Source organism: Roseateles puraquae (genome assembly GCF_002205845.1).
Taxonomy (GTDB): Bacteria; Pseudomonadota; Gammaproteobacteria; order Burkholderiales; family Burkholderiaceae_C; genus Pelomonas; species Pelomonas puraquae.
Window position 1 is genome coordinate 13,890 of the sequence record NZ_NISI01000009.1, and the last position, 17,223, is coordinate 31,112.

A 17,223-nucleotide genomic window follows, 5' to 3' on the forward strand; every position below is an offset into this window, starting at 1 on the left:
GGCGGCTCACCAGTTGCGAAAGCGCTTGGGCGGGGCGTACAGGCCGCCGGAGGCGCGCACGAGGTCGCGCATGCTGCGCGCGGCCAGCAGGTTGCGCGTGGTCTCGCGCGGGTCGATGCCGAGGTCGGCCGGGCGGCGGATGACGCCGCGGTCGCGCAGGTTCTCCACCATGCGGGCGTCGCGGGCCAGGCCGACGGCGGTGTAGCCCGCCACGCCGCGGATGGCCTGCTCGCGCTCTTCGTCGCTGCGGCACAGCAGCAGGTTGGCGATGCCTTCCTCGGTCAGCACATGGCTCACGTCTTCGCCGTAGATCATGATGGGCGGCAGGGCCATGCCGGCCTGCTCCTGCAGCGTCCAGGCGTCCAGCCGCTCGACGAAGGCCGGCTGCATGTGCTCGCGGAAGGTCTCGACCATCTGCACCACGAGCTTCTGCCCGCGCGGGGTGCCGGCAGCGCCGCTGCGCCCGGCGCGGGCCTCGGCCCCAGCCTTAAGCCAGGCCGGGCTGGCGTGGCGCCGGCCGCGGGCATCAGCGCCCATGTTGGGCGCGCCGCCGAAGCCGGTGATGCGGCCCAGCGTGGCGGTGGAGCTGTTGCCCTGCAGGTCCATCTGCAGCGTGGAGCCGATGAACAGGTCGCAGGCGTAATGGCCCGCGGCCTGGCAGAAGGCGCGGTTGCTGCGCAGGCTGCCGTCGGCGCCGGTGAAGAACACGTCGGAGCGGGCGCGGATGTAGTCTTCCATGCCGAGTTCCGAGCCGAACGAGTGCACGGACTTCACCCAGCCTGCCTCGATGGCCGGGATCAAGGCCGGGTGCGGGTTGAGCGCCCAGTGCTGGCAGATGCGGCCCTTCAGGCCGAGCTGCTCGCCGTAGGTCGGCAGCAGCAGTTCGATGGCAGCGGTGTCAAAGCCGATGCCATGGTTGAGGCGCTGCACCCCGTACTCGGCGTAGATGCCCTTGATGGCCATCATGGCCATCAGCACCTGGATCTCGCTGATCTGGGCCGGGTCGCGCGTGAAGAGCGGCTCGACCAGGTTGGGGCGAGGCGCGGGGATGACGAAGTCCACCCAGTCGGCCGGGATGTCGATGCGGGGCAGGGTGTCGACCACCTCGTTGACCTGCGCGATGACGATGCCGCCGGAGAAGGCCGTGGCCTCCACGATGGCGGGTGTGTCTTCGGTGTTGGGGCCCGTGTAGAGGTTGCCCTGGCGGTCTGCGGCCTGTGCGGCCACCAGCGCGACCTGCGGCGTGAGGTCCACGAAGTAGCGCGAGAACAGCTCAAGGTAGGTGTGGATGGCGCCGATCTCGAGGCCGCCGCTGCTCACCAGCTTGGCCAGCCGTGCGCCCTGCGGGCCCGAGAAGGAGAAGTCGAGCCGCCGGGCCACGCCGTTCTCGAACACGTCCAGATGCTCGGGCAGCGCCAGCACGGACTGCACCATGTGCAAGTCGTGCACCCGCTGCACGTCGACCTGGGTCAGCGCCTGGGCGAGGAAGTCGGCCTGCTTCTGGTTGTTGCCTTCCAGGCAGACCCGGTCGCGGGGCTGCAGCACGGCCTCCAGCAGGGCGGTGGCGGCGTCGGTGGCGACATGGCGGCCGGTGAGCCGCGGGCCCAGCGCCTGGGCCGCACGGGCGAGGCGATCACGGCGCTGGCGGTCGCGGAGGTTCCAGACAGGCGCGTTCATGATGTGGCCCTCATGGCTTGCCCAGGGCGCCCATCACCGCGTCCGGCAGGCCGGTGGCGATGCCCGGGAAGATGCAGATCAGCAGCACCGCCAGCAGCATCAGCACGACGAAAGGCAGCACGCCCCAGATGATGTCGCTCAGCGGGATGTCGGGCGCGATGTTCTTGATGACGAAGATGTTCAGGCCCACCGGCGGGTGGATGAGGCCGGTCTCCATGACGATGGTCATCAGCACGCCGAACCAGATCAGATCGAACCCCGCGGCCTTGAGCGGCGGCAGGATGATGGGCGCGGTCATCAGGATGATGCTGACCGGCGGCAGGAAGAAGCCCAGGCCGATGACCATCAGCAGCACCGCCGCCAGCAGCACCCATTTGGACAGTTGCATGCCGACGATCCACTCCGCCGCAGCCTGGCTGATGTGCAGATAGCTCATCACGTAGGAGAACAGCAGCGACATGCCGATGATGAACATCAGCATCGTCGACTCCTTCAGCGTCGCGCTCAGGATGGGCGCCACGTCGCGCGGCCGCCAGACGCCGTAGATGGTGGCGATCAGCAGCAGGGCGAGCAGGGCGCCCAGGCCGGCGGTTTCGGACGGTGTCGCAAACCCGCCGTACAACGCCACCATGACGCCGATCAGCAGCAGCACGAAGGGAACCACACGCGGCAGCATCTCGAACTTCTGACGGGTGGTGAAGGTCTCGCGTTCCAGCAGGGCCGAGGCGGCGCCGCTGCGCTTGAACTCGGCCTCGGCCAGCGCATGCTCCTTGCGGTAGCGCAGCGCGGCGTACACGGCGAAGAGCACCACCAGCAGCACGCCGGGGAAGATGCCAGCCAGGAAGAGCCGCCCGAGCGACTGCTCGGCTGCCACCGCGTACAGGATCATCGTGATCGACGGTGGCAACAGGATGCCCAGGGTGCCACCCGCGGCGATGATGCCGGCGGCAAAACCCGGTGAGTAGCCGCGCTTGCGCATCTCGGGGATGCCCGCGCTGCCGATGGCTGAGCAGGTGGCGGGGCTGGAGCCGGCCATGGCTGCGAACAGCGCGCAGGCGAACACGTTGGCGATGCCCAGCCCGCCAGGGATGCGGCCCATCCAGACGTGCATGGCGGCGTACAGGTCCTGGCCCGCGCGTGACTTGCCGATGGCCGCGCCCTTCAGGATGAACAGCGGGATGGAGAGCAGCGTGATGCTGGCCATCTCCTCGTAGACGTTCTGCGTGACCGTGTCCAGCGCCGAGGCCGGCATGAAGAAGGCCATGAAGAGCGTGGCGACGCTTCCCAGCGCGAACGCGATGGGCGCGCCCGAGAACATGAACAGCAGGGTGACGATCCCGAACAGGGACCCGAGGGCGAGCATGCTCATGCCGCACCTCCCGCGACGGGCTTGAAGAGGCGGTTGGCGCGCGCGGTGAGCTGCACCAGCAGTTGCAGGCTCAACAGCGTCATGCCCGCAGCCATCAGGCCGTAGGGAATCCACAGCGGCGGCGCCCAGGAAGACGACGTGGTCTGGCCCTCGGCCCAGGCTTCATGGAACAGCGTCCACGATTTCCAGGCAAAGAAGCTGCAGAAGGCGGTGCAGAGCAGGTCCACCAGCGTGAGGCGCAGCTGGTTCAGCGCCCGGGGCAACAGGCCGGCGACGGCCTCGATGCCAACGTGCCCGCGCAGCTGCTGCACGAAGGCGCCGCAGAGAAAGGTGGCGCCCACGAGGCAGAACACGGCGGCTTCGTCCTGCCAGTCGGTGGAGGCTTTCATCACATAGCGCGACACCACGCTGTAGGTCAGCACGCAGGACGCCACCAGCAGGGCGAGCATGCCCAGGGCCACCATGGCGCGGTTGATGAAGTCCAGCAGCCGGGCCAGGGGCATCAGCATGGCGGGTGTGTGCGGGTCGATGCCCGCGACCGCGGGCTTCAGTTCGAATCCGTGGCTCATGGCGGCCTCAGAGCAGCTTCTGCGCGGCCTTGAGGATGGCGGCGCAGGATTCGTTCTTGTCGCCGAAGTCCTTCCAGGCGGTGTCGCGGGCGATGGCCTGCCACTTCTTGAGCGTGGGCTCGTCCATGTCGTAGACCTTGGCGCCGGCCTTGGCATAGAGCGCCGCGGCGGTCTGGTCGTCGGCCTTGGCGGCGTCGCGGGCGAACACTTCCATCTCGGCGCCGACGGCCATGACCAGGTCCTGCTGGGCCTTGGGCAGCTTGTTGAAGACCTCCTTGGAGATCATCAGCGGCTCCAGCATGAACCAGTAGGTGCGCTGGCGGCCGGAGGTCAGGTGCTTGGCAATCTCCTCCAGCTTGAAGGAGATGAAGCTGGTGGAGGAGGTCATGGCGGCATCCATGGCGCCGGTCTGCATGGCCGCGTAGATTTCGTTGGACGGCAGCGTGATGACCGAGGCGCCCGCCGTCTTGAGCATCATGTCCATCTCGCGGCTGCCGCCGCGCACCTTCAGGCCCTTGGCGTCGTCGGGCGTGACGAGGGGCCGCGCGCGGCTGGCCACGCCACCGGCCTGCCAGACCCAGCTGACGATGATCACGCCCTTGTCGTCGAGCACCTTGGACAGCAGCTTGCCCACCTCGGCGGTCTTCCAGGCGGCGCCCTGTTCATAGCTGGGCACCAGGGCCGGCATCAGGCCTGCATTCGTCTCGGCGACCTCGCCGCCGGCATAGGACAGCGGCACCAGGCTCATGTCCAACGCGCCCTTGCGCAGCGCGGAGAACTGGGCGTTGGTCTTCATCAGCGAGGAGCCCGGGTAGACCGAGGCCTTCAGCGCACCGCTGCTGCGCGTTTCCACCTCGGCGGCGAACTTGCGGCACAGGCGGTCACGGAAATCGCCTTCGGTGAGCGTCCCGCTCGGGAACTGGTGCGAGATCTTGAGTGAGCCGGCTTGTGCCTGGGCCTGGGCGTGAGGCAGGCAGGCGGCGGCAGCGGTGGCAGCCAGCCAGTGGCGGCGGGTGAAGGTCATGGCTTGTCTCCAGGGTCCGCCTGATCGTGGCGGTATGCGGCGCAGTGTCAAAGCGCCGCCTGGAGGGATCAATCAACCTCCGTCAGCGACCGTTACGCTGACTGCAAGGGTCGTGGGTTAACCCTGGTTTGCCTGGAGTTCGGCGGAGTAGCCGCGGCAGGCTGCCAGCAGCGACAGCAGGTTGGGGTCGCGCTCGCGGGTGCGCAGGAAGATGACGCTGATCTTCTGCCGCATCTGGAACTGCGGCAGCAGGGGTACCAGGCACACATTGCGCGGCAGCACGCTGCGGATGCGCCCCGGTAACAAGGTACAGCCGATGCCGCCGCCCACGAGGTTCATCAACGAAAAGATGTCGTTGGTGGTCATGACCACATGGGGCTCGAAACCCGCCACCCGGAAGGCGTCACGGAAGCGATCGTGCGTGACGTAGCCCTCGTTGAGTGACACGAAACGTTCGTCGGCGCAGGCGCCCAGGTCGACAACCGCCTGCCGCGCGTAGGGCGAGTTGGCCGGTGCGGCGAAGAAGATCTCGTCTTCGAACAGCAGCTGCGATTCAATGTCGGCCGCTCCGTCGGGTTGGCCCATCACGGTGGCGTCGAGCTCGCCCTCGCGCAGCTTGCGCAGCAGCTCGCTGTTGGAGCCCAGCACCAGCTCGGTCTGGATGTCGGGCTTGCGCAGGCGCAGCGCCATGATGAGGGCCGGCACGGTGCCGCTGGTCAGCGAGTACAACGAGCCGATGCGGATGCGGTCGGCCGCATAACCGGCGATCTCGCGCGTGGCGCGGATGCCCTGGGCCATGGACTGGAGCACCTCCCGGGCCACGTCGGCCAGCGCATGCGCCGCATCGTTGGGCTGCAGGTTGCGGCCCTCCAGACGGAACAGGCTGCAGCGGGTGCCGGTTTCCAGCGAGTGCAGCGCGCGGTGCACGCTGACGGCACTCACGCCCAACCGCTCGGCCGCACGCGCCAGGCTGCCGGCCTCCATGAAGGCCAGCAGGATCTCCAGCTTGCGGAAGGTGATCTCTTCGTCGATGCGCTCGAGCATGGGCCGGCATCCTAGCGCCGGCAAGAACAGCGCGTCAGAGGTGCAGCGCCGCCAGCGCGCCGAGCACGCAGCCGATGCCGCCGAACACCAGCGTGGCCCATTCCATCCAGCGGCGCCGCGTCAGCAGGGCGATGGCGGCCACCGCGATCGACACCTGCAGCGCGGTGGTGGCCTGCGCCCAGCGGTGATGCATGTGCAGCTGCTGTTCGCTCTTCTCGTCGAAGTGCCTGGACTCTTCTTCCAGCTTCTCGGCGTTGGCCTTGATGTCGGCCTTTTCCTTCTCGTAGCGGGCGATCTTGTCCCGGTACTTGGCCTTCTGCTCTTCGCTCGGCGTCAGCTCCAGTGCGAGCTCGGCGAGGTTCTGCTTGCTGCTCTTGGACTGGTAGTAGTTCCACTGGTTGCTGGCCTCGGTCTTCTTGATGGCCGCGTCGTTCTTCAGGATGCCGGCATTGGCCTGCGTGGCGCCACCCATGTAGGAGAAGAAGGCGCCCACGGTGGCGAGCACCGCGGTGATGACGGCGAGCTGGCCAGCGAAGCCCTTGGGCTCGTGCTGGGCCGCGTGTTCCAGCTCGTGTTCGTGAGGGCCGTGGACGTGGAAACCGTGTCCGGACATGAATCAATCCTTGCGAAGGTAGTCGACAAACTCGTAATGCAGGCCCGCGGCGCTGGTGTGGGCCTCGCGGCCCGATTCGGCAAAGCGTTCGCGCGGCCAGGCCGGGAAGTGCCGGTCGGCGTCGGGGAAAGCCGCGTCGACCTCGGTGAGGGCCAGGCGGTCGGCGTGGGGCAGGGCGAGCGCATAGATTTCGCTGCCTCCGATCACGCACACCTCCGCCTCGCCGGCACAGGCGGCCAGGGCCGCTTGCAGGCTTGGGAACACGTCGGCCCCCGTCAGTTCCCGCGTGCTGCGGCTCACCACCAGGTTGCGCCGGCCGGGCAGGGGGCGAAAGCGCGGCGGCAGCGAGTCCCAGGTCTTGCGGCCCATGACGACCGGCTTGCCCAGCGTGAGCGCCTTGAAGCGGGCGAGGTCTTCCGGCAGGTGCCACAGCAGCGCGTTGTCGCGCCCGATCGCGCCATCGCGGGCGACAGCCGCCACCAGCGTGATGCGGCTCATACCGCGACCGGCGCCTTGATGGCGGGATGGGGGTCGTAGCCGCTGAGCTCGAAGTCTTCGTAGGCGTAATCGAAGATCGAGTCGGGGCGGCGCTTGATCGTCATGGTGGGGTAGGGACGTGGCTCGCGGGCGAGCTGGGTCTGCACCTGCTCCACGTGGTTGTCGTAGATGTGGCAATCGCCGCCGGTCCAGATGAAGTCACCCAGCGCCAGGTCGCACTGCTGGGCCAGCATCATGGTGAGCAGCGCGTAGGAGGCGATGTTGAAGGGCACGCCCAGGAAGATGTCAGCGCTGCGCTGGTAGAGCTGGCAGCTGAGCTTGCCGTCGGCCACGTAGAACTGGAAGAACGCATGGCAGGGCATCAGCGCCATCTTGGGCAGGTCGGCCACGTTCCAGGCACTGACGATGATGCGGCGGCTGTCGGGGTTGGCTTTCAGCGTCTTGACGACGTCGGCGATCTGGTCGATGTGCCCGCCGTCCGGCGTGGGCCAGTTGCGCCACTGCACGCCGTAGACCGGGCCGAGGTCGCCATCCTCGCGGGCCCATTCGTTCCAGATGGTCACGCCGCGCTCCTGCAGCCACTTGACGTTGCTGTCACCGCGCAGGAACCACAGCAGCTCCAGGATGATGGATTTGAGGTGGACCTTCTTCGTCGTGACCAGCGGGAAACCCTGGTTCAGATCGAAGCGCATCTGGTGGCCGAACACGCTGCGCGTGCCGGTGCCGGTGCGGTCGCTCTTGTGCACGCCATGCTCGAACACATGGCGCATGAAGTCTTCGTATTGGCGGGGAGGCGTGCTCATGGCCCGCATTCTCCGTCGTCCAGCCGGGGCAGGCTGCCCCCAGGCTGTCAGGGCGCGAGCAGCACCTGCAGCACGCGGCGCATCACCGGCGCCATGACCGGGATCTGCCGGGCGACCTCGGGGTCTCGGACGCTGAGCGCCGTCAGGCCGTTGAAGAGCGCGCCCAGCAGCAGCGAGCGGCCCTGGATCTCTTCATCGGACACCGCATGCGCCTGTTCCCCCAGGCTCTGCCGGATCAAGGCTTGGGCCCGTTCGTTGACCAGCGCCTGGCTGCGCCGCACCACCGCCGCCAGCCGCGGGTTGCGGCTGGCCTCGGCCAAGACTTCGAGCTGCAGGGCGGCCTTGGCCACCTCGCTGTGCTCGTCCAGCGCCTGCTCGGTGCCTTCAAGCATCTTCTGCAGCAGGTCGCCCTCCTGCTGGATCTCGGAGATGCGCGCCAGGATCTCCTCGCAGTCCCGCTCGACGATGGCCGCGATGATCTCGTCCTTGTTCTCGAAGAGGTTGTAGATGTGGCCCGGGCTCATGCCGGCCAGCTTGGCAATCTCGGCCATGCTGGCGGCATGAAAGCCCCGGCGCCGGAAGGCGTCGGAGGCCGCATCCAGCACCTGCTGTCGGCGGGCCTGGGCGCGTTCGGTGGGAGCGGTGGTCATGGTCGGTGCGGCGTTCACCCGCCCGATTGTCGCGGTGTTGCGGCAGCCGCCTGGGTCTCGGTGAGCGTGCCGCCGCCCAGGGCCTTGTAGAGCGTCACCCGGTTGAGCTGCTGCGACAGCTGCACTTGCACCAAGGCCTGCTGCGCGGCGTAGAGGCTGCGCTGGGCGTCCAGGGTGGCCAGACGGTCGTCCACGCCGGCCTTGAAGCGGGCCTCGGCCAGTTTCAGCGCGTCGGTGGTCTGCGCCACCAGGCGTTGCTGGGCCTGGGCCTGCTGGCCGAGGGTGGCGCGCTGGGCCAGCCCGTCGGCCACTTCGCGGAAGGCGGTCTGGATGGCCTTCTCGTACTGGGCCACCGCGATATCGCGGTCCACCTGGGCCGTCTTGAGCTGTGCACGGTTGCGACCGGCGTCGAAGATGGGCAGGCTGATCTGCGGGATGAAGCTCCAGCTGCCGCTGCCGGCCTTGAACAGGCCGTCGAGGGCATTGCTGGCGGTGCCCGCGCTGGCCGTCAGGCTGATGCGCGGGAAGAAGGCGGCGCGGGCGGCGCCGATCTGGGCTTCGGCCGCCTGCAGGCTGCGCTCGGCCTGCAGCACATCCGGCCGCTGCAGCAGCACCTCGGAGGGCAGGCCGGCGGGCAGCTCGGCGGTCAGCGTGGCCGCTTCGGCACTGCCGGCCACCGGCCAGTGGCCTGCCTGCAGCGGCGCACCCACCAGCAGCTCCAGCGCATTGCGGTCGGTGGCGACCAACTGGGTCAGGCTGGCGAGGTCGGACCGCGCCTGCTCAACCGCGATCTCGGCTTGGCGCAGGTCCAGCGTCGAGGAGATGCCGCCCGCCTGCAGGCGCTGCGTCAGACGCAGGCCGTCTTCGCGGGCCTTCAAGGTCTGCTCGGTCAGCTGCAGCCGCTCCTGGTCGGCCGCCAGGGTCAGCCAGCTGCTGGCGACCTGGGCGATCAGGCTGATCTGCGTGCTGCGGCGGCCCTCGTCGGTGGCGAGGTACTGCTGCAGGGCCGCGTCGGTCAGGTTCTTGACGCGACCGAACAGGTCCAGTTCGAAGGCGCTGATGCCCACACCGGCGGTGTATTGCCGGCTGATCACGGGCTGCCCGGTGCCGGTCAGGCTGCCCGGTGTGCGCTGCGCCGTCTGGCCGCCGGTGGCGGACAGGCTCGGCAGGCGGTCGGCCTGCTGCACGCCGTACTGGGCCTGGGCGCGCTGCACGTTCAGCAGGGCCACGCGCAGGTCGCGGTTCTGCTGCAGTGCGAGCTCGACGACCTCGCGCAGGCGGGCATCGGTGATGAACTCGCGCCAGCCGAGTTCGGCGGCCGTACGGGCGCCCGGGGCAGCGCCGTCCGGGGCATGCCAGTCGCTGGCCACGGGCGCCACCGGGCGTTCATGCGCCGGGGCGAGGGAGGCGCAGCCGGCCAGGGCCAGGCTCACGGTCAGCAGCGTGGGCAGGAAGAAGTTCAGTGTGGGGCGCATGTCAGAGGCCCTCCGGGGAAGCCGCGGGCTGGACAGCCGGCGACGGGGTGGCAACAGGGGTGGGGGTGGCGCTGCGGCTGGGGAAGAAGCGACGCACCACGACGAAGAACACCGGCACGAACAACAGGCCGAGCACCGTGGCCGAGACCACGCCGCCGAGCACGCCGGTGCCGATGGCGTTCTGGCTGCCCGAGCCAGCGCCCGAGGCCAAGGCCAGCGGCAGCACGCCCAGGCCAAAGGCCAGCGACGTCATCAGGATGGGGCGCAGCCGCAGGCGCACGGCTTCCAGCGTGGCAGACACCGCGTCCTTGCCGGCCTCCATCTGGGCCTTGGCGAACTCCACGATCAGGATGGCGTTCTTGGCCGACAGGCCGATGGTGGTCAGCAGGCCGACCTGGAAGTACACGTCGTTGGACAGCCCGCGGCCCATTGCTGCGAGCAGCGCGCCGATGACGCCCAGCGGCACCACCAGCATCACGGCGAACGGCACCGACCAGCTCTCATACAGTGCCGCCAGGCACAGGAAGACCACCAGCAGAGACAGTGCGTACAGCATCGGCGCCTGGCCGCCGGTCAGGCGTTCCTGGTAGGACAGTCCCGTCCAGCTCAGGCCCACGCCCTGCGGCAGCTTGGCAGCAATGTCCTGCACGGCCTGCATGGCGACACCGGAACTCAGGCCGGGCGAGGGCTGGCCCAGCACCTCGACCGCAGGCAGGCCGTTGTAGCGCTCCAGGCGCGGCGAGCCGAGCTCCCAGCGTGCGGTGCCGAAGGCGGAGAACGGCACCATCTGCCCGGAGGCATTGCGTACGCGCCAGTTCTCCAGGTCCTGCGGCTGCATGCGGTAGGGCGCATCGGCCTGCAGATAGACCTTCTTCACGCGGCCGCGGTCGATGAAGTCGTTGACGTAGCTGCCGCCCCAGGCGGTGGAGAGCAGGCTGTTGATGTCGCTGACCGACAGGCCCAGGGCGCCGGCCTTGGCGGTGTCGATGTCCAGGCGCAGCTGGGGCGCGTCTTCCAGGCCGTTGGGGCGGACGGCCATCAGGCGCTTGTCCTGGGCGGCCATGCCGAGGAGCTGGTTGCGCGCGGCGGTCAGCGTCTCGCGACCGACACCGGCCTGGTCTTGCAGGTAGAAGTCGAAGCCGTTGGCATTGCCGAGTTCCAGCACGGCGGGCGGCGCGAACGCAAAGGCCATGGCATCGCGGAACTGCATGAACTGGCCCATGGCGCGGCCGGCGATGGCCTGCACCGAGTGCTCGCGGCCCTTGCGCTCCGACCAGTCCTTCATCTTCACGAAGGCAATGGCCATGTTCTCGCCCTGGCCGGCAAAGCTGAAGCCGGTCACGGCGAACACGGAGGCGACGTCCTGCTTCTCGTTCTGCAGGAAATGGTCTTCCACGCGCTTCACCACCTCCAGCGTGCGGCCCTGCGTGGCGCCGGCCGGGAGCTGGATCTGGGAGAACAGGATGCCCTGGTCTTCCTCAGGCAGGAAGGCGGTGGGCAGGCGCAGGAAGAGCACCGCCATGCCGGCGACGATCAGGCCGTAGACCACCAGCTGGCGGCCCCAGCGGCGCAGCATGCGGGCCACCACGCCTTCGTAGCCGGCCGTGGCCTGCTCGAAGCGGCGGTTGAAGGCACCGAAGAAGCCGCGCGTGGCCGGCCCGTGGCCGGGCTTGAGCAGCGTGGCGCACAGCGCCGGGGTGAGCACCATGGCCACCAGCACCGACAGCACCATGGCCGACACGATGGTGATCGAGAACTGGCGGTAGATGACGCCCGTGGACCCGCCGAAGAAGGCCATCGGCACGAACACCGCCGACAGCACCATGGCGATGCCCACCAGCGCACCGCTGATCTGGCCCATGGACTTGCGCGTGGCCTCCTTGGGCGACAGGCCTTCCTCGGTCATCACGCGCTCGACGTTCTCCACCACCACGATGGCGTCGTCCACCAGCAGGCCGATGGCCAGCACCAGGCCGAACATGGTCAGGGTGTTGATCGAGAAGCCAGCCACGGCCATCACGCCAAAGGTGCCGAGCAGCACGACCGGCACAGCAATCGTCGGGATCAGCGTGGCGCGGAAGTTCTGCAGGAAGAGGTACATCACCAGGAACACCAGTACCACGGCCTCGGCCAGGGTCTTGACCACTTCCTCGATGGACACCTGCACGAAGGGCGTGCTGTCGTAGGGCACCACGGCCTTCATGCCGGCGGGCATGAAGCCCTCCAGGCGCTTGACCTCGGCCTCGACGGCCTTGGCCGTGGCCAGGGCATTGGCGCCGGTGGCCAGCTTCACGGCCACGCCGGCCGCCGGCTTGCCGTTGTAGCGGGAGACGGTGGCGTAGTTCTCGGCGCCCAGCTCCACCCGGGCCACGTCGCTCAGGTGGACGGTGGCGCCGCTCGCCTGGGTCTTCAGCACGATGTTGCGGAACTGCTCCGGCGTCTGCAGCCGGGTCTGCGCGGTGATGGTGGCGTTGAGCTGCTGGCCGACGTTGGCCGGGGCCGCGCCGAGCTGGCCGGCCGAGACCTGGGCGTTCTGCGCCTGGATGGCGGCGGACACGTCATCCGGCGTCAGGTTGTATTGCGCCAGTTGGGTCGGGTTGATCCAGATGCGCATGGCGTACTGCGCGCCGAAGAGCTGCACCTCGCCCACGCCGTCCACGCGGCTCAGCGGGTCGAGCACGTTGGACGACACATAGTCGGCCAGGTCGACCTGGGACAACTTGCCGTCTTCCGACACAAAGCCCAGCACCATCAGGAAGTTGATGGTGGACTTGGTGACGGTCACGCCCTGGCGCTGCACTTCCTGCGGCAGCAGCGGCGTGGCGGCCTGCAGCTTGTTCTGCACCTGCACCTGGGCAATGTCGGGGTTGGTGCCGGCATTGAAGGTGACGGTGATGGTGGCGTTGCCCTGCGAGTCCGACGTGGAGGACATGTAGGTCATGCCGTCCAGGCCCTTGAGCTTTTGCTCGATGACCTGGGTGACGGTGTCTTCCAGCGTCTTGGCCGAGGCACCCGGGTAGCGGGCATTGATGCTCACCTGCGGCGGCGCAATGCTGGGGTACTGCGAGACCGGCAGGCTGCGGATGGACAGCGCGCCGGCCAGCATGATGACGATGGCCAGCACCCATGCAAAGATGGGGCGGTCAATGAAGAAGCGCGACATGGTGGGGCTCCCTCTTGATCAGCGGCTGGCGGCAGAGGCAGCCGCTGCAGGCACGCCTTGCACCGGAGCGCCGGGGCGCAGGCGCTGCAGGCCATCCACGATGAGCTGCTCACCAGCGGCCACACCGCCGGTCACCAGCCACTGGCCTTGCACCACGCCGGCCGTCTGCAGCACGCGGCCTTCGGCCTTGCCGTCCTTGATGACCATGGCGGTCGCATTGCCACGAGCGTCGCGCGAGACGGCCGCCTGCGGCACGAGCAGCGCCTGCGCCTGCGTACCCGTCTGCACCTGGGCGCGCACATACATGCCCGGCAGCAGCTGGCGCTTGGGATTCGGGAACTGCGCGCGCAGCGTGACGCTGCCGCTGGCTGGGTCCACCTGCAGTTCGGAGAACTGCAGCTTGCCTTCCAGCGGGTAGGTGCTGCCGTCTTCCAGCAGCAGGCTCACGCGCGCCTGGCCGTTGCCGTCGCGCTGCAGCGTGCCGTCGGCCAGCTGGCGCTGCAGGCGCAGCAGTTCGGCGCTGGTCTGGGTCACGTCCACATAGATGGGGTCGAGCTGCTGCACGGTGGCCAGGGCCGTGGCCTGGTTGGCGGTGACCAGGGCGCCCGCGGTGACGGCCGAGCGGCCGATGCGGCCCGCCACGGGCGCGGTGACGCGGGTGCGGTCGAGGTCGATCTGGGCGGTACGCACGGCGGCCTTGGCGGCTTCCACGTCGGCCTGGGCCTGCTTGAGGGCGGCCTGGGCGTCGTCGCGGAGCTGCTTGCTGACGGCGTCGATGCCGGCCAGCTCGTCATAGCGACTGGCCTTCAGGCGCGCGGTGGTGGCGTTGGCCTCTGCCTTGGCCAGGCTCGCCTTGGCGCTGTCCAGCGCGGCCTGGTAGCTGGCGGGGTCGATCTGGTAGAGCAACTGGCCGGGCTTGACGTCGCTGCCTTCGGTGAAGGCGCGGGTCTTGATCAGGCCGGTGACCTGGGGGCGCACCTCGGCGGTCTGGGTGGCGACCGTACGGCCGGCGAGCTCAGTGTTCAGGGTCACGCGCTGCGGTTGCAGCGTGATCACGCCCACCGGTGCCGGCCCCTGAGCGGGCGGTCCGCCTTGGGCGTCAGCCTGGCCGCAGGCCGTCAGCACGGCCGCTGCGGTGATGGACAGGGCCAGGGTGGCAATCAGGGGCCAGCGGTTGGCGGCCCCGGGCTGGGGAGTTGAGGCAGACAGCTTGGGCATGGAGCGCTCCAGGGACGGTGTTCCGGCGGGCGCCTCGGCTATTTCAGGCGGGGAGCACCCTTGGGTGTTGTGTGAATGAGCGTTCATTCTATGAATCGGCGCCGTAGCGGCAAGGAGAAAGTGAATGACCATTCATTCACCTGGGGTCTTTCAGGCGCCGCGCGTGGCATCCGTCACGGATCTCGAACCGCACTGCACGGGCTGCCCGATGGCCTCAGCCGGCGCCTGAAAGCTGTCCGAAACCTGTCGACTTCTTTGACACCGGCGAAGACGCAAGACGCCACCTGCGTGGCCCCCCTAACAAAAGGTGTGCCCGGACAACGGGTTAGGGATGGACGCTTGGCGCTGGCGCGTTCGTTGCTTCAACCGATCGCGCCAGCACCTCCCGTGCGGCGCCGATCAACAAGGAGACTTCCATGCAACTGAATCAGGTGCTGTGCGCCGCGCTGCTGGCCGTCGGGCTGGCCCAGACGGCAAGCGCTGACGTAACGATCGATCCGACCAGTGCCCTGGTCGTCAACGGGGCGCTTGGCGGCAGCGCTCCAACGGGATTCGGCGCCAGCTCGCTCGCGGGCAACGGCGTCAACAAGGGCGAGTTCTACATCTCCGCCACGGCCTTGTTCGGTCAGGCGGTCAAGATCTCCGACATCGCCTCGATGAGCTTTTGGACGAACAAGGCCCAGGGCGCCGGCGCGCCGGACTGGACGCTGCTCCTCTACACGGCCAAGCAGCAGGGCGATTCGAGCTGGTACCACACCCGGCTGAATGCCGAGCCCTATTTCGTGGCCAGCCCGACGGCGACGGCGGGCGCCTGGCATCAGTGGACGACGGGTGGCAGCGAGGCGCTGAAGTTCTACGACCAGCCGCGCTCGAACACCTTCGGCACCTACACCGACCCGACCTGGTCCGAGCTGCTCGCCGGGGCGGTGACCTGGGACGGTGCCGGCCAGACTGGCGCCACGGTGGACTACCGCGAGGAGTTCGTGAACGTCTTCAGCCTGCAGACGGGCTCTGGCTGGGCCAATGGCTTCACCGGCCAGGTCGACGGCTTGACCATCACGCTGGTCAGCGGCTTGTCGGCCAGTGTGAACTTTGAAGGCAACGTCATTCCCGAGCCCGCGTCGCTCGCCCTCGTGGGCGTGGCCCTGGCGGGCCTGGGCGTGATGCGCCGGCGCAAGGCCTGAGCGGCTGCTTCGCCTCAAGAGCCCGCCGAGCCGCGGGCTTTGTTGTGTCTGTCAGGCGGTGACCGCTTCGGCCCTCGCGCGGCCCAGGGCCTCGTCTTCGAGCCCGAACTGCATCGCGGCCAGCTTGGCGTACAGCCCGCCGCGGGCGACGAGTTCATCGTGCCGGCCGATGTCCACGATGCGGCCAGCTTCCAGCACCACGATGCGGTCGGCCTTCTGGATGGTGGCCAGCCGGTGGGCGATGACCAGCGTCGTGCGGTCGAGCATGGCGGCCTCGAGTGCCGCTTGAACGACGCGTTCGCTCTCGGCGTCGAGTGCGCTGGTGGCTTCGTCCAGCAGCAGCAGCGGCGGGTTCTTCAGCATCGCGCGGGCGATGCTGATGCGTTGGCGCTGGCCACCCGACAGGCGCACGCCGCGCTCGCCGAGGAAGCTCTGGTAACCCTCGGGCAGAGCGCGGATGAAATCGTCGGCAAAGGCGGCGCGGGCGGCAGCCATCACTTCTTCATCGGTGGCCTCGGGCCGGCCATAGCGGATGTTCTCCATCGCGGTGGTCGAGAAGATGATGCTGTCCTGCGGCACCAGGCCCACGCTGGCGCGCAGGTCAGCCAGGCTGAGCTGCTGCGTCGGCACACCGTTCAGCCGGATCTGGCCGCTTTGCGGGTCGTAAAAGCGCAGCAGGAGCTGGAACACGGTTGTCTTGCCGGCGCCGCTTGGGCCGACCAGCGCGACCGTCTCGCCGGGCTCGATGGTGAGGCTGAGCTGGTCAAGCGCGGCGGTTTGCGGGCGCGACGGGTAATGGAAGCCGATGCGGTCGAACTCGACCCGCGTGCCACCGCGCGTGGCGGGCAGAGATTGCGGCTGGGCCGGGTCGCCCACCGGCGAGCGGGCGTTCATCAGCTCGATCAGCCGTTCGGTGGCGCCCGCGGCGCGCAGCACATCGCCCCAGACCTCGGCCAGCACGGCCACGCTGCTGACCAGCAGCGTCACGTAGACCACCGTCTGCCCGAGGTGGCCGGCGCTGATCTTGCCGGCAATCACGGCTTGCGTGCCCTGGTACAGGCCCCACAGCATGGCGCCGAACACACCGGTGATGATGAAGGCCACCAGGAAGCTGCGCACCTTGGTGCGCTTGCGGGCGGTGTCGAACGCCGCCTCGCTGGCCGCCGAGAAGCGCCGGGCTTCAGCGCCTTCCTGGGTGTAGCTCTGCACCACCGTGACGGCATTCAGCACCTCGGCTGCGATCGCGGAGGTGTCGGCCACACGGTCCTGGCTGGCGCGCGACAGCTTGCGCACCCGGCGGCCGAAGTACAGCGCGGGCGCCACGATCAGCACCAGGATGCCCAGCACCTGGCCCATCACGTAGGGGTTGGTGACGACCAACATGGTCAGCGCACCGATGCCCATCACCACGTTGCGCAGGCCCATCGATAGGCTGGAGCCCACCACGGTCTGCACGACGGTGGTGTCGGTCGTGATGCGTGACAGCACCTCGCCGGTCTGCGTGGTTTCGAAGAACTCGGGGCTCTGCTTCAGCACATGGGTGTAGATGGCGTTGCGCAGGTCGGCCGTAACCCGCTCGCCGAGCCAGGTGACCATGTAGAACCGCGAGGCCGAGAAGATGCCGAGCGCCGCCCCCACCGCAAACATGGCCAGGAAGTGCTCGCGCAAGGCCATCAGCCGCTCGCCCGGGTTGCCGGCCTCGAAGCCGGCATCGATCAGGCCGCGCAGGGCCAGCGGGAAGGCGAGGGTGGCGAGTGCGGCCAGCAGCAGTGTCAGCACGGCCAGCGCGATGCGGCCACGGTAGGGCCGCAGGAAGGGCACGAGGCCGCGCAGGGAGCGGGCCTGTTTGGAGGCAGGGCGGTCGGTGGTGGAACTCATGGGTTCTTGTCGGGGGCCGGCAGACGGGAGGTGCCGGACCGGATCGCACGTGAAGGCA

General features: G+C 68.7%; 14 protein-coding genes. 1 reads left to right on the top strand and 13 read right to left on the bottom strand.

Annotation, left to right across the window (positions count from 1 at the left end):
- Positions 1–6: 6 nt before the first annotated feature.
- The 12 genes from mdcA to CDO81_RS19310 all read right to left on the bottom strand — a co-directional run bounded on the left by mdcA (position 7) and on the right by CDO81_RS19310 (position 14,103).
- A complete protein-coding gene (mdcA, locus tag CDO81_RS19255; protein WP_088484858.1) occupies positions 7–1,677 on the bottom strand; it encodes a malonate decarboxylase subunit alpha in 1,671 nt (556 codons plus the stop codon).
- A 10-nt stretch (positions 1,678–1,687) separates the two neighbouring features.
- Complete coding sequence (locus CDO81_RS19260) at positions 1,688–3,046, bottom strand: TRAP transporter large permease (protein ID WP_088484859.1); 1,359 nt, start codon at positions 3,044–3,046, stop codon at positions 1,688–1,690.
- Positions 3,043–3,615 (bottom strand): TRAP transporter small permease, encoded by a 573-nt coding sequence (locus CDO81_RS19265; protein WP_088484860.1) that lies wholly within the window; start codon positions 3,613–3,615, stop codon positions 3,043–3,045. Before CDO81_RS19265 ends, CDO81_RS19260 begins: the two co-directional genes overlap by 4 nt.
- A 7-nt stretch (positions 3,616–3,622) precedes the next feature.
- Positions 3,623–4,639, bottom strand: a complete 1,017-nt coding sequence (dctP, locus tag CDO81_RS19270; protein ID WP_088484861.1) for a TRAP transporter substrate-binding protein DctP — start codon at positions 4,637–4,639, stop codon at positions 3,623–3,625.
- A 117-nt stretch (positions 4,640–4,756) separates the two neighbouring features.
- Positions 4,757–5,683 carry a LysR substrate-binding domain-containing protein gene (locus tag CDO81_RS19275; RefSeq protein WP_088484862.1) on the bottom strand — a complete coding sequence of 309 codons (927 nt, stop codon included), beginning with the start codon at positions 5,681–5,683 and terminating at the stop codon, positions 4,757–4,759.
- A gap of 34 nt (positions 5,684–5,717) precedes the next feature.
- Positions 5,718–6,296: a DUF4337 domain-containing protein gene (locus tag CDO81_RS19280; protein WP_088484863.1), complete on the bottom strand. Its 579-nt coding sequence runs from the start codon at positions 6,294–6,296 to the stop codon at positions 5,718–5,720.
- Between the two features lie 3 nt (positions 6,297–6,299).
- Positions 6,300–6,794 (bottom strand): dihydrofolate reductase, encoded by a 495-nt coding sequence (locus CDO81_RS19285; RefSeq protein ID WP_088484864.1) that lies wholly within the window; start codon positions 6,792–6,794, stop codon positions 6,300–6,302.
- On the bottom strand, positions 6,791–7,606 hold the full coding sequence (locus CDO81_RS19290) for a thymidylate synthase (RefSeq protein WP_193466519.1): 816 nt from the start codon (positions 7,604–7,606) through the stop codon (positions 6,791–6,793). The genes CDO81_RS19285 and CDO81_RS19290 overlap by 4 nt, the downstream gene beginning before the upstream one ends.
- Before the next feature lie 38 nt (positions 7,607–7,644).
- Entirely contained in the window at positions 7,645–8,247 is a 603-nt protein-coding gene (locus tag CDO81_RS19295) for a TetR/AcrR family transcriptional regulator (RefSeq protein WP_144397309.1), read from the bottom strand.
- A gap of 14 nt (positions 8,248–8,261) precedes the next feature.
- A complete protein-coding gene (locus tag CDO81_RS19300) occupies positions 8,262–9,722 on the bottom strand; it encodes an efflux transporter outer membrane subunit (protein WP_088484867.1) in 1,461 nt (486 codons plus the stop codon).
- A gap of 1 nt (position 9,723) precedes the next feature.
- Positions 9,724–12,885, bottom strand: a complete 3,162-nt coding sequence (locus CDO81_RS19305; protein WP_088484868.1) for an efflux RND transporter permease subunit — start codon at positions 12,883–12,885, stop codon at positions 9,724–9,726.
- A gap of 18 nt (positions 12,886–12,903) precedes the next feature.
- Positions 12,904–14,103 carry an efflux RND transporter periplasmic adaptor subunit gene (locus CDO81_RS19310; protein ID WP_088484869.1) on the bottom strand — a complete coding sequence of 400 codons (1,200 nt, stop codon included), beginning with the start codon at positions 14,101–14,103 and terminating at the stop codon, positions 12,904–12,906.
- A gap of 416 nt (positions 14,104–14,519) precedes the next feature.
- Here CDO81_RS19310 and CDO81_RS28525 point away from each other — a divergent pair, with 416 nt between their 5' ends.
- A complete protein-coding gene (locus tag CDO81_RS28525; protein ID WP_088484870.1) occupies positions 14,520–15,287 on the top strand; it encodes a PEP-CTERM sorting domain-containing protein in 768 nt (255 codons plus the stop codon).
- A gap of 51 nt (positions 15,288–15,338) precedes the next feature.
- On the opposite strand, the gene CDO81_RS19320 is transcribed toward CDO81_RS28525, so the two are convergent.
- Positions 15,339–17,165: an ABC transporter transmembrane domain-containing protein gene (locus tag CDO81_RS19320; RefSeq protein ID WP_088484871.1), complete on the bottom strand. Its 1,827-nt coding sequence runs from the start codon at positions 17,163–17,165 to the stop codon at positions 15,339–15,341.
- Positions 17,166–17,223 lie beyond the last annotated feature (58 nt).